Source organism: Roseateles sp. (genome assembly GCF_052436255.1).
Classification (GTDB): Bacteria; Pseudomonadota; Gammaproteobacteria; order Burkholderiales; family Burkholderiaceae_C; genus Pelomonas.
In genome coordinates, this window is record NZ_JBQVNP010000057.1 from 1 (window position 1) to 13,701 (window position 13,701).

The following is a 13,701-nucleotide window of genomic DNA, read 5'->3' on the forward strand; positions in this document are numbered from 1 at the left end:
GCAGGTGCTCCTCCATGCGCTTGCCGAGGACGATGCGGTCCTTGTCGTAGTGCTTGAAGGCCAGGTCGGCCTGGCTGTCGGCGCCCTCGTAGCGGATGGGCGAGATGTGTTCGAAGTAGCTCATAGCTGAAAAGGTCTTAACGCCGCGCAGGCGCGGGTCCAGGTCACGAAAGCGCGCCAGGCGGGCATGGCGTTCGGGTTGGGAGAGATGTGCGGGGTGCGTTCGCCGGCCAGGTAGGGCAGGCAGAGGGGTGCGTTGACTGCGTTGTCATTTGACGAAAAGGCGGAGGGAAGACGCGGCGCGGCGGCGGTCACGCCGGTGGATGTGCCGCGGTCGATGCCAAGCTGCATCAGCTCACCGCTTCGGTTTCGGTCATGACCGCGCCGCTGTCGGCCAGCGGCAGCGCAGGGCGGGTCAGCCGATAGCGCGCCAACGCAGCGGCGCCGACGGCGACGGCATTGGCGCCGAACATCGACGTGCGCACGCTCGGCGGCGGCAGGCTGGCTGCAGCGGCGTAGTCCATCAGCGTGTCCAGTGCCGGCTTGAGGAAGGGCTCGCCCAGCTCGACGACCGAGCCGCCCAGCACGATGCTGGCAGGGTCGTAGGCGGCGGCCAGGTTCTGCAGCAGCACGCCCAGGTAGCGGCCGGCCGAGGTGACGGCCTTCAGCGTCTCGGCGTCTTCGTCGACGAGATGGGCGCGCACCTCGGCCAGCGAACGCAGCACCGTGCCGTCTGCGCTGCCGCCGAGCATGGCGCGCGTCGCGATCAGCGCTTCGGCGCAGCCGCGGCGACCGCAGGAGCAGCGCGGGCCATTGAGTTGCAGCACCATGTGGCCGACCTCGCCGGCAAAGCCGCGGCTGCCGGTCAGCAGCCGGTCGCCGACGATGACGCCGGCGCCCAGGCCCTGGTTGATGGAGACATACAGCAGCGGGTCGGTCGCCGGCGCAGGGTTGAACTCCATCTCGCCCAGGGCCGCCACATCGGCTTCGTTCTGGATGAAGAGGGGAGCGTCGGCGAGCGAAGTGTCTTTGAGCTTGTCGGTCAACAGCGCGCCCACCGGAACGTCACGCCAACCGAGGTTGGGCGCGAAGTGCAGCACGGCGCGCGCCTCGTTGACACCGCCCGGCAGCCCCACGCCGATGCCGAGGATCTGCTGGTTGGCATCCAGCTGCCTGCGCAGCTTCAGCAGCGCCGTGGCCAGGCTGCCGATGCAAGCCTTGGCCGTGCGGCTGGCGCCGTAGTTGGCGACGGTGCAGGCCTTCACTTCACCGGTCAACGAGGTCGCGACGACGCGCACGGACTCGATGCCGACCTCGGCACCCAGCAACAGCAGGCGGCCTGGGTCGATGAACAGCGGCGTGGGGCGGCGGCCCAGGTCGCCGGTCGCGACGACCTCGCGCTCGGCCAGCCAGCCCTCCAGGATCAGCTCGCGCACCAGCAGGCTGACGGTGGACTTGGTCAGCCCGATGGCGCCGGCCAAATCGGCGCGCGACAGCCCCGGGTGGGCACAGAGGTGCCTGACCAGCGCCATGCGATTGATGACCTTGAGCAGCTGTTGGCTGCCGGCGGCTTCGGCCTGCATTTGTCTCCTGACGGCGCCCATGCTTTGATGGGCTTGAGGCCATATTAGTTCGGCCATCGAACGAAGTAAATACGGTGAAAGCCCCTAGCGCATTGCGGCTCGACTCACCGAAGATCGCGCCGCCCGCCCGTCCCGCGGTGAGGCGCAAAAGAACCTTGGCCCTGAGACAGCCATGTCCAATCCCTTCATCCGCAAGATCGTCATCGTCGGCGGCGGCACCGCCGGCTGGATGGCGGCCGCGCCGCTGGCGCAGCGCTTTGCGGCGGCGGGGCCGGACCGCTGCGAGATCGTGCTTGTCGAATCACCCGACATCGGCAGCATCGGCGTCGGCGAGGCCACGCTGCCGCCCATACGCGCCTACAACCGCACGCTGGGCCTGGATGGCGCGGACTTCGTCAAGCGCACCCAGGGCAGCTTCAAGCTCGGCATCGAATTCCGCGACTGGGGCCGTGTCGGCCATCGCTTTTTCCACGGTTTCGGCGACTTCGGCCCGCCCATCGAGAACCGCGCGCCCTGGCAGCACTGGCTGCGCCTGCAGCGCGAGGTCGACCGGCTGCCTGGCTATGAGGACTGGTCGACATCCACCGTCATGGCCAAGGCCAACCGCTTCACGCCGCCCGAGGGTGGGGCACCCTCGGCGGCCAACGCCTATTCCTTCGCCTATCACTTCGACGCCGGCCTCTACGCCGCCTACCTGCGCGAATACGCGCTGCAGCGCGGCGCCCAGCGCATCGAGGGCCTGATCGTCGATGTCGAACTGCGGCCCGAAGATGGTTTCGTCGCCGCCGTCAGGTTGGCCGACGGGCGTCGCGTCGATGGCGATCTCTTCATCGACTGCTCGGGGTTTCGCGCGCTGCTGATCGGCGGCGCCATGCTGTCGCCCTATGAGGACTGGAGCGCGCTGCTTCCCTGCAACAGCGCCCAGGCCGTGCCGAGCGAGCGTGTCGATCCGCTGACGCCGTACACGACGTCCACGGCCAAAGCGGCCGGCTGGCAGTGGCGCATCCCGCTGCAGCACCGCACCGGCAATGGCCATGTCTATTGCAGCGGCTTCATCAGCGACGACGAGGCCGCCAGCACGCTGCTGGCCGGCCTGGACAGCCAGGCGCTGGACACGCCGCGCCAGCTGCGCTTCACGACCGGCCGCCGCAAGCAGGGCTGGGTCAAGAACGTCGTCGCCCTGGGCCTGGCCTCGGGCTTTCTGGAGCCTTTGGAGTCGACCAGCATCCAGTTCATCATGGACGGTGTCGGGCGCCTCATCCAGTTCTTCCCGGACAAGCGGTTCAAGCCGCACCTGGCGGCCGAGTTCAACCGCCTGATGGCCGTGCAGTACGAGTCTGTGCGCGACTTCATTGCGCTGCACTACAAGCTGACCGAGCGACGCGACTCCGAGCTGTGGCGCTACTGCGCGGCCATGCCCATCCCCGACACGCTGGCCCACCAGATCGAGCTCTTCCGCAGCACGGGCCGGGTGGCGATCTACGACCCCGAGGGCTTTGCCGAGCCGTCCTGGGTGTCGCTCTTGCTCGGCCTGGGCCTGCAGCCCGAGAGCTACGACCCCTTTGTCGACCACATCGACGCGCAGGCGCTGCTGCAGCACTTCGTGCGCCTGCGGCAGGCCATTCACCAGACCGTGGGCGGCATGCCGGACCACGGCGACTACATCGCCCGCCACGCCAAAGCGCCCGCACTGGCTTGAGATGGCTCAGTTTGGAGACAACAAGGAATGCTGACCCATGAAATTCACTGACGGACAGTGGATGCTCCAACCCGGCGTCGCCGCGCACTACGCGGCCGAGGCCTACGCGGTGGAAGCCCACGCAGACCGCCTCGTCGTGCTCGCCACGACCAGACCCATCAAGCACCGTGGCGACACGCTGCAGGGCCCGACCCTCACCGTGACGCTCAGCTCACCGCTGCCCGGCGTCATTCGCGTCAGCGTCGAGCACTACAGCGCTTCGAGCGCGGCGCGTCTGCACATCCCCATGTCCGGCGCGGGAAGGCCCCCGGTACAGATCGTCGACGGCGAAACCATGGCCACGCTGACCTCCGGCGCCATCTCGGTCGACGTCCGACGCGGCGACGGCTGGGGCCTGACCTTCCGCGAAGGCGAGCGCATCCTGACCAAGAGTGACTGGCGCGGCCTGGGCTACATCCAGCACACCGGCAAGGACGGCATCACCCGCCCCCACGTCCACGACCAGCTCACGCTGGCCGTCGGAGAAAACGTCTATGGCCTGGGCGAGCGCTTCACGCCCTGGGTCAAGAACGGCCAGAGCGTCGAAAACACCAACAAGGACGGCGGCACCGCCTGCGAGCAGGCCTACAAGAGCGTGCCGTTCTACCTGACCAACCGCGGCTACGGCGTGCTCGTCAACGAGGCCGGCCCGGTGTCCTTCGAGGTCGGCTCGGAGAAAGTCGCCCGCGTGCAGTTCAGCCGCGAGGGCGAGAGCCTCGACTACTGCGTCATCGCCGGCCCCGATCCCAAGGCCGTCCTGGCCCGGCTGACAGCGCTGACAGGCCGCGCCCCGCTGCCGCCGGCCTGGAGCTTCGGCTTGTGGATGACGACCTCGTTCACGACGCAGTATGACGAGGCCACGGCCACCCACTTCATCGATGAGATGGCATGCCGCGACCTGCCGCTGGCCGTCTTCCACTTCGACTGCTTCTGGATGCGCGAGTTCCAGTGGTGCGACTTCGCCTGGGACCCGCGCGGCTTCCCCGAGCCCGAGGCCATGCTGGAACGCCTGCATGCCAAGGGCCTGAAGATCAGCCTCTGGATCAACCCCTACGTGGCACAGAAATCGCCGCTCTTCGCTGAGGGCGTCGAGCGCGGCTACTTCATCAAGCGGACGAACGGGCTCACGTTCCAAACGGATCAGTGGCAGCCCGGCATGGCCATCGTCGACTTCACGAACCCGGCCGCCAAGACCTGGTACCAAAGCCATCTGCGCCGCCTGATCACACAAGGCGCCGACTGCTTCAAGACCGACTTCGGCGAGCGCATCCCGAGCGAGGGTGTGAGCTACTTCGATGGCTCCGACCCCGTCGAGATGCACAACCTCTATGCGCTGCACTACAACCAGGCCGTCTTCGAGCTGCTGCAGGAGGTGCAGGGCAAGGACGCCGTCGTCTTCGCTCGCTCCACCTATGCGTCGGGCCAACGCTTCCCAGTGCACTGGGGCGGCGACTGCTGGAGCACCTTCGAGTCCATGGCCGAGAGCCTCAGAGGCGGCCTCTCGCTCACGTCCTGCGGCTTCGCCTTCTGGAGCCACGATATCGGCGGCTTCGAAGGCAACCCGCCGCCGGCCGTCTACAAGCGCTGGATCCAGTTCGGCCTGATGTCCTCGCACAGCCGCCTGCATGGCAGCAGCAGCTACCGGGTGCCATGGCTGGTGGACGAAGAGAGCTGCGACGTGCTGCGCGTCTTCACGCGGCTCAAGCATCGACTCATGCCCTATCTCTACGCCAAGGCCCACGAGGCGACGACGACGGGCGTGCCGCTGATGCGCGCGATGCTCATCGAGCATCCGCACGACCCGGCCTGCGCGCCGCTGGACCGGCAATACCAGCTTGGCGAAAGCCTGCTCGTCGCGCCCGTGTTCACGGCGAACGGCGAGGTGGACTTCTATCTTCCCGAGGGGCGGTGGACCCACCTGCTCAGCGGCGAGAAGAAGCAGGGTGGACGCTGGCACAAGGAGACGCACGGCTTCCTATCCATGCCGCTCTACGCCGCCCCGGGCAGCGTCATCCCCTGGGGCGCCGAGACCGAGAAGCCCGACTACGACTACGCCCGTGGCACGGTGCTGCGCGTGTTCGAGCTGGCCGACGGCGCCAGCGCGGCCTTCGCGGTCGTGGGCGTGGACGGCGGCGTCGCAGCCCGCGGCACGGTCGGCCGCAGCGGCGGGCAATATACGGCCAGCGTCACCGAAGGCGCGCTGCGCGATTGGGGCCTGGACGTGGACGGCCAGCGCAGCCCGGTGTTGGGCCAAGGGCATGAACTGCGCTGGAGCGCCTGAAACCGGGCTGGGTTGCCGGACCCATCCTGGTTCGGCAACCCCGCCTCTCTGAGGACCGACCCCAATATGAATAGCTGACAACGTTGTCATAATTTTCTGCCATGAAGTTATCAACCTCTGTATCGACCGCCGTGCTGGCCCTGGCTGGTGCTTTCAGCTTCGCGAATACCGCTCACGCGCAAGGGGCTGCCATCAACCAGGTGGGCTACCTGCCGGGCGGGGCCAAATGGGTGGTGCTGCCGGCCAGCGCTGGCGACGAGTTCCGGCTTGTGCGCATCGGCAGCGACGACGTCGTGCTGCGCGGTCGCCTGGGCCCGGCCCAGACCTGGGCGCCTGCTGGACAGTCGGTGCGCCTGGCCGACTTCTCCGCGCTGACTACAGCCGGGGAATACGAGCTGCGCGTCGACAACCTGCCGGCGTCGCCACGCATCCGCATCGCCCCCGATGCCTATGCCGCATTGACAGCCGCCAGCCTCAAGGCCTTCTATTTCAACCGCGCCAGCACCGCCCTGGAGCCACGCCACGCCGGCCGCTGGGCGCGGCCGGCCGGCCACCCCGACACCGACGTGCTCGTCCACGCCTCCGCCGCCAGCGACAAGCGGCCCGAAGGCACGCGCATCTCCGCACCCAAGGGCTGGTACGACGCCGGCGACTACAACAAGTACATCGTCAACTCCGGCATCACCGTCTACACGCTGCTGGCCGCCTGGGAGCAGTTCCCGGCGCTGTTCAAGGCGCAGAAGCTCGACATCCCCGAAAGCAACAACGACCTTCCCGACGTGCTCGACGAGGTGCTGTGGAACCTCGACTGGATGCTCGCCATGCAGGACCCCGCCGATGGCGGCGTCTATCACAAGCTCACCAACAAGACCTTCGACGGCAGCCAGATGCCGCACCAGACCAAGGGCGAGCGCTATGTGGTCGCCAAGGGCACGGCCGCGGCGCTGGACTTCGCCGCCGTGATGGCCCATGCGAGCCGTATCTACAAGCCCTTCGAGGCGCAGCGGCCGGGGCTGTCGGCCCGCATGCGTGAGGCGGCCATCGCTGCGTGGAAATGGGCGCGCGCGAACCCGAAGGTCGTCTACAAGAACCCGCCCGACGTGCGCACCGGTGAGTACGGCGACACCCAGCTCGAAGACGAGTTCGCCTGGGCCGCCGCCGAGCTCTACCTGACCACCGGCGACGCTGCCTACCGCGACGCGCTGAAGCTGCAGTCGCAACCCATCCGCGTGCCCAGCTGGGGCGATGTCGCCGGCCTGGGCTGGATGAGTTTGGCCCAGCACCGCGACAAGCTGGCCCCGGCCGATGCCGACCTCGTCACGCGGCGCGTGCGCGGCCTCGGCGACGAACTTGCCGCATCCTGGAAGGCGTCGGCCTACCGGCTGACCATGGAGAGCGCGACGGACTTCGTCTGGGGCAGCAACTCCCAGGCCTTGAACCAGGCGCTGATGCTGATCCAGGCTTACCGCCTCAGCAACGACCGCGCCCAGCTCGACGCCGCTCAGTCGGTGCTGGACTACGTGCTGGGCCGCAACCCGCTCGGCATGAGCTATGTGACCGGTTTCGGCGTGCGCAGCCCCATGCGCCCGCACCACCGCCCGTCCGAGGCCGACGGCATTGACCCCCCCGTGCCGGGCTTCATCGTCGGCGGCCCCAACCCCGGTCAGCAGGACCAGAAGAACTGCCCGCGCTACCCGTCGTCACTGCCGGCGCTGTCGTACATCGACCACGACTGCAGCTATGCGGCCAACGAGGTCGCCATCAACTGGAACGCGCCGCTGGTCTACGTGGCGGCCGCCGTGCAGGCGCTGACGCCACCGCCGCGCTGACGAAATGAGGCCCCGCGTCCAAGGCTTGCCTTGGCTGGGACCGCACTGCGGCCACCGGCCGCAGCGCTTCGCCGTGGCGGCCCGGCTCGGGAGCGGCCCGGCGCTCGGCCCGGAACACACAAGTAATACGGAGACCCCATGACCTCGTCCACCCGCCATCCGCTCGTCTGGGTGCCCTCGCTCTACCTGGCCATGGGTCTGCCCAATGTGATGGTCGGCGTGGTCGCGGCCATCATCTACAAGAACCTCGGCGTCTCCAACGAAGACATCGCCCTCTACACCTCGCAGATGTACCTGCCCTGGGTGCTCAAGCCGCTTTGGGCGCCACTGCTGGAGGCCTACCGCAGCAAGCGCTTCTGGGTCATCAGCATGGAGTTCACGATGGCCGCCGGCCTCGCCCTCGTGGCGCTGTGCCTGCCGCTGGAGAGCTTCTTCAGGCTGTCGCTGGCCTTCTTCTGGCTCGTCGGCTTCGCGTCCGCCACGCAGGACACCTGCGCCGACGGCGTCTTCATGACAACCGTCACCAAAACCGACCAGGCCCGCTACGCCGGCCTGCAGGGCATGTGCTGGAACATGGGTGCCGTCATCGGCTCGGGCCTGTTCGTGTCGCTGACCGGCTATCTGCACAACCAGGTTGGCATGAGCTGGGTGCAGTGCTGGGTCATCGTCGTGTCGCTGGCTGCCGGCGCCATGGCGCTGTTCGGCCTGTGGCACTGGCGCGTGCTGCCGCCCGGTGCGCCGTCCACGCTGAAGGGCCAGGGCCTGGCGGTGGGCATGACCGGCATGCGCGAGGCCTGGGTCACCTTCTTCAAGAAGCCACAGATCTGGATGATGCTGGCCGTCATCTTCTTCTACCGTTTTGCTGAAGGCTTCATCGAAAAGTTCGGTCCGCTGTTCCTGCTCGACTCGGTGGACGCCGGCGGCCTGGGCCTGGGCAACGAGGCGCTGGGCCACATCAACGGCACAGTGGGCACGCTGGCCTTCATCGCGGGTGCCTTCCTGGGGGGCTTCCTCGTCGCCAGGCGGACGCTGCCGCGCAGCTTCTTCACGCTGGCCCTGGTGCTCAACATCCCGCACCTGACCTACTTCTACCTCGCGCAGTCGATGCCGACCGACGCCTTCACCATCGGCGCCATCGTGGCCATCGAGAAGTTCGGCTTCGGCATGGGCTCGGTGGGCCACATGCTTTACATGATGCAGCAGATCGCCCCAGGCCCATTCCGCATGGCCCACTACGCGATGGCCACCGGCGTCATGGCGTTGACGAAGTGGAGCACGGGGACAGTCAGCGGCTTCATGTGGAACCTTGTGGACCACAACTACATCAGCTTCTTCGGCTGGGTGCTGATCTTCTCCATCCCGCCGGTCATCCTGGCCTGGCTGGCGCCCTTCCCGCATGACCACGAGGAAGCCGAAGAATTCAGCGGCAAAGCGGCGCCGGCCGGTGGGCACTGATGGGGCTGCTGATGAGCCTGGCCTTGGCTGCTGCCGTCAACTGCGGGCCCGACTCGCTCGGCACGTCGCGCACCTTGACGCTCAGGCGCGAAGGCGCCGCGTGGGGTGCTGCGCAGCATGCTGCCCTGCCCATGCTGGCGCCCAAGGAGGTCGTGCTGACTTTCGACGACGGCCCGCGGCCCGAGTCGACGCCGCTGGTGTTGAAGGCCCTGGCCGATCATTGCGTGCAGGCCAGCTTCTACATGAACGGCGAGCCGCTCAAGCAGCACGCTGGGCTGGCCCGCCAGGTGCGCGATGCGGGCCATACGGTGGGCATGCACGGCTACCGGCACGAGCATTTCCCGCAGCTGCCGGCTGCTGCGCAGCTGGCAGACCTGGACGCGATGGTGGCCGTTCACCGCGCGGTGCTGGGCGAGGAGCCGGCGGCCTACCGCTTTCCCTTTCTGGAGCAAACACCCACGCTGCTGAAGGCACTGGCCGACCGCGCCATCACCGTCATGTCCATTGACGCCAGCGCCGAGGACTGGCTGCCCGAGCAGACGCCGCAGATGCTGGCCGACAGGCTGCTGGGCCAGCTGGCCAAGAGCGGCGGCGGCATCGTGCTGCTGCACGACGCGCAGGACCAAACCGCCAGGGCGCTGCCCTTGTTGCTGCGGGCGCTCAAGACCGAGGGCTACCGCGTCGTGCACCTGCGCTGGCAGTAGCCGGCGCACCGACGCAATCACTGAAGGCCACCTGCTGAGTGGTGGCGTGAGATCGAGCACGCGATTCCGTCGTCTTGGTTGCTGGCTTGATCCCCGGCTGCCCGGTCGCCGAGCAAGGGACGGCGACAGCCGTGCTCGGCGATGTTCTTCAAGAACACAGAGAGGCGAGCTGCAGCCAGGCAGCGAGATTCTCAGGCGCCAGCCAGGCGGGCAAGATCAGGGCGCCGGCCGCCAGCAACAGCAGGGCCGGCAAGCAGCGGCGCCAGAACCCGGCGGCACGCTGCTTCATGCCGGCATCCTGTTCAGAGCAGGGCGCGCAATCTGGCGATCGTTGATGGGCCAGTGAAGCGCTGCGGCAAGCAGTCCCAGCGCCACCGCGCAGCACCAGATCAGGTTGTAGGACTGGGTCTGCTCGAACAGATAGCTGCCCATCCAGACGCCAAGGAACGATCCCAGCTGGTGGCCGAAGAAGACGAAACCGAAGAGCGTGCTGATGAAGCGCAGGCCGAAGACCTGCGAGACCAGGCCGTTGGTCAGCGGCGCCGTGCCCAGCCAGAGAAAGCCCATCACGGCGGCAAACAGATACAGGCTGACGGGGCTCAGCGGCAGCAGCACGAACAACGCCATCGCCACCGCGCGCAGCAGGTAGATGCCGGCCAGCAGGTACTTCCTGCGATGGCGCGCGCCGAGCAGGCCGAAGGCATAGGTGCCCAGCACGTTCGCCAGCGCAATGAGCGCCAAGGCGGTGACGGCATGGGCTGGCGCCATGCCCTTGTCGAGCAGATAGGCCGGCAGATGCGTGGCGATGAAGGCGAGCTGGAATCCACAGGCCACGAAACCCAGGTTGAGCAGCCAGAAGCCCGAATGGCTGAAGGCCTCCTTCAGCGCGGCGGACAGGGGCTGCTCAGCCTCGGCGGCCAGCGCAACCGCGCCCTCACTGCGTAGCGGGAAGGCGAGTGGCACCACGATCAGCATGGCAATGGCCAAGGCGATCAAGGCGCCGGGCCAACTCCAAGCGCCGAGGAGTTGCTGCGCGACCGGCACCAGGGCGAACTGCACGAGCCCGCCGATGGCACCAGACAGGCCAAGGGCCCAGCTGCGCCGCTCGGGCGCCACCAGCCGGCTGAGGGCGCCGTAGACCGCGCCGAAGGTCGTGCCGGACAGGCCGATGCCGATGCACAGGCCGGCGGCCCAGACAAAGCCTGCCGGCGTGTCCGCATGCACCATGAGGAACAGACCCACGGCGTAGAACAGCAGGCCAGCGGCGATCACCTTGGCGGAGCCGAAGCGGTCGGCCACCATGCCGGTAAAGGGCTGGGCGATGCCCCAGCACAGGTTCTGGGCCGCCATGGCGAAGCCGAAGGTCTCGCGCGACCAGCCCCGGTCCAGGCTCACGGGCAACAGGAACAGGCCCTGCACATGGCGCACGCCCAGGGCCAGGCCCATGACGATGCCGCCGGCCAGGACCAGCACCCACGCCTGCTGCCACCAAGGGGCAGGCAAAAGTGTCGATCGCGAGGGCGAAGAATGGGTTTGCACAGGGCCTCTCCTTGCGGCCATTACAGAATCTCCGTGCCCATGCTTCAATCGATCTTCTCGTCGCACCACATGCGCTGCAGGAATGTCACTGCCCCTCGTTCGTCTGTCCTTCCTGGATCTGATCCGCGGTTTTGTCGCCGTCGGTCGGCGCATGAGCATCACGCTCGCGTCGCAGGACCTTTGCCTCACGCAGTCGGCGGTCAGCCGCCAGATCAACGCGCTGGAGGAGCAGCTGGGCGTCAAGCTGCTGGTGCGCGGCTATCGCTCCATCACCTTCACGCCCGAGGGCGAGCGCTTGTTCCGAAGCGCCGATGGCGCCGTGCAGCAGTTGCAGGACGTGGTGGGCGAGATCCACAAGACCGGCGTGCTCAAGCCGGTCATGTTGAGCGCGACCATCGGCGTCACCGGCTTGTGGCTGCTGCCGCGGCTGAGCCGCTTCCAGAAACGCCATCCCGGCGTGGACCTGCGGGTCTCGGCAAACAACCGGGTGGCCGATCTGCGCGCGGAAGGCATCGACCTGGCCGTCCGCTACACCACCGCGGCCTTGGCGCCCGAGCGGGCCGTCCGCCTGTTCGGCGAGTCTGTCGCGCCGGTTGCGCATCCCTCCCTGGGCCTCAAGTCGCTGCGCTCGGCTCAGGCCCTGGCCAAGCTGTCGCTGCTCGAGTTCGACAACCCCATGCATCCCTGGCTGCAATGGGGCGACTGGCTCAGCGCGCGGGGCTGGGCCGACGTGAAGCACCGAGGCGTGCTTCATTTCAATCAATACGATCAGGTGATCCAGGCAGCCCTCGATGCCCAGGGCGTGGCGCTGGGGCGGCTGGAGCTGATCCAGCCCCTGCTGGACGCGGGCCGGCTGGTGTTGCTGGCGCCGCCCAAGCAGGGCGTCGCGACGGCGCACGCCTATTGGCTCATCGTCGCCAGCGAGCACCCGCGGGCGGATGTGCGCCGTGTGGCGGAGTGGATCATGAGCGAGGCGCAGAGCTCCCGCGAGCTTGCCGGGGCCGGCGCCGCGTAGGTGCTGGGGGCCCTGCTGGAGCAACTCAGCGCTGTGTGCAGCGAAGCAGGGCATCGTCCAGGCGGTCGTTGCCCCAGAACATCTCGTCGCCGACGAAGAACATGGGCGCGCCGAACACCCCGCGGTTCGCCGCAGTCTCGGTTTGCTGGCGCAGCCGCAGCTTGTTCGCCTCGGACGCGGCCTCATCGAGGATCGCCTGGGCCGGCAGGCCGAGCTGTGTGAGCACCTGCGCCAGCACCTCGCGCGAATCGATCTCGCCGTCCTCCACGAAGTTGAGCGACATGAGCCGCCGGCAATAGGCGCCCATCCAGTCTTGCTCGGCACCGAGCAGCGCGACGCGCAGCGGCAGCAGCGAGGCGCGCGGGAACGTCGAGGGCCGCGTCCACGGCAGGCGGTACTTCTCGCACTCTCGCGCCATGTCCTGCCAGACATAGTCGCCCTTGGCCTTTTGCAGCACGAAAGGCGAGTTGCTCCAGCCCAGGCTGTGAAAGATGGGGCCCAGCAGGAAGGGCCGCCAGCGCAGGTCCACGCTCAGCCGGGCAGCTGCGGCCTCGATGCGCATCACGCTCAGATAGCTGTAGTTGCTTGCGAAATCGAACCAGAACTCGATGGCCTTGGGCTTGGACATCTTGTTCATCGGTCTTCGCTCTCGTAGACGACCAGGCAGCGCAACTCGATGCTCTCGCGAAGCGGGGCGTCCGGCGCAATCTCGGGCAGATCGAAGGCCGTGTGCAAGGTGAAGCGGGCCACGCCACTGAGCTGGGAGTCGTACTGCTTGAACACCAGCGCCTCGTGGCGGTCCATCTCCGGGAAGTAGGACCAGCGATGCCGCTGTGAATGCGTCGCGACATAGATTTCCCCGGAACGACGGGGGTAGCGAACCTCGCTCTCGACGAGGTCCGCCGCGCTGACCGTGCGGGCATCGCAGACGGCGAGGGGCGTGTCCAGCACCGGCCCCTTGATGGAGCGCCAGATGTTGACGATGCCGTAGCGCCTGACGCGGGCGGCCGCTTGCGCATCCTCGATGACCAGGGTCAGCCGCCTGCGACCCGAGGCTTCCGTGTAGTCGTTGTGAATGCGGCCGTTGGCAGCGGCCATGGCGGTGCTTGAGCTGCGGCCGAAGCTCAAGGCACCGCGCCCCGCTTCACGCCGACGGACCAGGTGATCGAAGACATGGGCCTGCCGTGCCCCGGTGGCGGCAAGCGCCAGTTCGGCGGCCTCGCGGTAGTAGATCGTCTTGACCGCCGCCTGATCGAGAAAGTCCGTGACCGTGGTCGGCGCATCCCACAGTGCGAAGCCTTCACGTTCAAGGCAAGGTCTCTCGCGGGCCTGGCGGGCATCGGCGATGAGCGTCGGGTGCAGGTCGTAGCGGCAGTTCTCCCAGGGGGTGCCTGGCGGGGGCTCGCAGGCATAGCTGTAGGGGCGCTCGGTGGTGGGCTTCAGGTAGTTCAGACCCGCCCGGATATGCGGCCTGGCAAGTTGCGATGTCATAGAAGTTCCGGCTTTTGCACACGACCCCATTGAACTCAGCCGAGACGCCGACCTCAATCAACTTCC

The 13,701-nt window shown here is 67.7% G+C and carries 12 protein-coding genes; 6 read left to right on the forward strand and 6 right to left on the reverse strand.

Annotated features, from left to right (window positions below; translation table 11 throughout):
- Positions 1-120 precede the first annotated feature (120 nt).
- On the reverse strand, positions 121-351 hold the full coding sequence (locus tag ACT6S0_RS14370) for a hypothetical protein (RefSeq protein WP_444764513.1): 231 nt from the start codon (positions 349-351) through the stop codon (positions 121-123).
- A complete protein-coding gene (locus ACT6S0_RS14375) occupies positions 351-1,583 on the reverse strand; it encodes an ROK family protein (RefSeq protein WP_444764514.1) in 1,233 nt (410 codons plus the stop codon). The genes ACT6S0_RS14370 and ACT6S0_RS14375 overlap by 1 nt, the downstream gene beginning before the upstream one ends.
- A gap of 172 nt (positions 1,584-1,755) precedes the next feature.
- On the opposite strand from ACT6S0_RS14375, the gene ACT6S0_RS14380 reads away from it, so the two are divergent.
- The 5 genes from ACT6S0_RS14380 to ACT6S0_RS14400 all read left to right on the forward strand — a co-directional run bounded on the left by ACT6S0_RS14380 (position 1,756) and on the right by ACT6S0_RS14400 (position 9,590).
- Positions 1,756-3,282 carry a tryptophan halogenase family protein gene (locus tag ACT6S0_RS14380; protein ID WP_444764515.1) on the forward strand — a complete coding sequence of 509 codons (1,527 nt, stop codon included), beginning with the start codon at positions 1,756-1,758 and terminating at the stop codon, positions 3,280-3,282.
- A gap of 37 nt (positions 3,283-3,319) precedes the next feature.
- Entirely contained in the window at positions 3,320-5,602 is a 2,283-nt protein-coding gene (gene yicI, locus ACT6S0_RS14385; protein WP_444764516.1) for an alpha-xylosidase, read from the forward strand.
- A 101-nt stretch (positions 5,603-5,703) separates the two neighbouring features.
- The gene (locus tag ACT6S0_RS14390; RefSeq protein WP_444764517.1) at positions 5,704-7,431 is read left to right on the forward strand and encodes a glycoside hydrolase family 9 protein; all 1,728 of its coding nucleotides are present in this window, start codon (positions 5,704-5,706) and stop codon (positions 7,429-7,431) included.
- A 138-nt stretch (positions 7,432-7,569) separates the two neighbouring features.
- Positions 7,570-8,886 (forward strand): MFS transporter, encoded by a 1,317-nt coding sequence (locus tag ACT6S0_RS14395; protein WP_444764518.1) that lies wholly within the window; start codon positions 7,570-7,572, stop codon positions 8,884-8,886.
- Positions 8,887-8,897: 11 nt separating this feature from the next.
- Positions 8,898-9,590 (forward strand): polysaccharide deacetylase family protein, encoded by a 693-nt coding sequence (locus ACT6S0_RS14400; protein WP_444764519.1) that lies wholly within the window; start codon positions 8,898-8,900, stop codon positions 9,588-9,590.
- A gap of 148 nt (positions 9,591-9,738) precedes the next feature.
- Here ACT6S0_RS14400 and ACT6S0_RS14405 read toward each other — a convergent pair whose 3' ends face one another.
- Entirely contained in the window at positions 9,739-9,879 is a 141-nt protein-coding gene (locus ACT6S0_RS14405; RefSeq protein WP_444764520.1) for a hypothetical protein, read from the reverse strand.
- Positions 9,876-11,150, reverse strand: a complete 1,275-nt coding sequence (locus tag ACT6S0_RS14410) for an MFS transporter (protein WP_444764521.1) — start codon at positions 11,148-11,150, stop codon at positions 9,876-9,878. The genes ACT6S0_RS14405 and ACT6S0_RS14410 overlap by 4 nt, the downstream gene beginning before the upstream one ends.
- A 61-nt stretch (positions 11,151-11,211) precedes the next feature.
- Here ACT6S0_RS14410 and ACT6S0_RS14415 point away from each other — a divergent pair, with 61 nt between their 5' ends.
- A complete protein-coding gene (locus ACT6S0_RS14415) occupies positions 11,212-12,144 on the forward strand; it encodes a LysR substrate-binding domain-containing protein (RefSeq protein WP_444764522.1) in 933 nt (310 codons plus the stop codon).
- Between the two features lie 25 nt (positions 12,145-12,169).
- Here the strand turns inward: ACT6S0_RS14415 and ACT6S0_RS14420 are convergent, their stop codons facing one another.
- Positions 12,170-12,781: a 2-hydroxychromene-2-carboxylate isomerase gene (locus ACT6S0_RS14420; RefSeq protein WP_444764523.1), complete on the reverse strand. Its 612-nt coding sequence runs from the start codon at positions 12,779-12,781 to the stop codon at positions 12,170-12,172.
- On the reverse strand, positions 12,778-13,635 hold the full coding sequence (locus ACT6S0_RS14425; protein ID WP_444764524.1) for a CmcJ/NvfI family oxidoreductase: 858 nt from the start codon (positions 13,633-13,635) through the stop codon (positions 12,778-12,780). Before ACT6S0_RS14425 ends, ACT6S0_RS14420 begins: the two co-directional genes overlap by 4 nt.
- Positions 13,636-13,701: the final 66 nt, after the last annotated feature.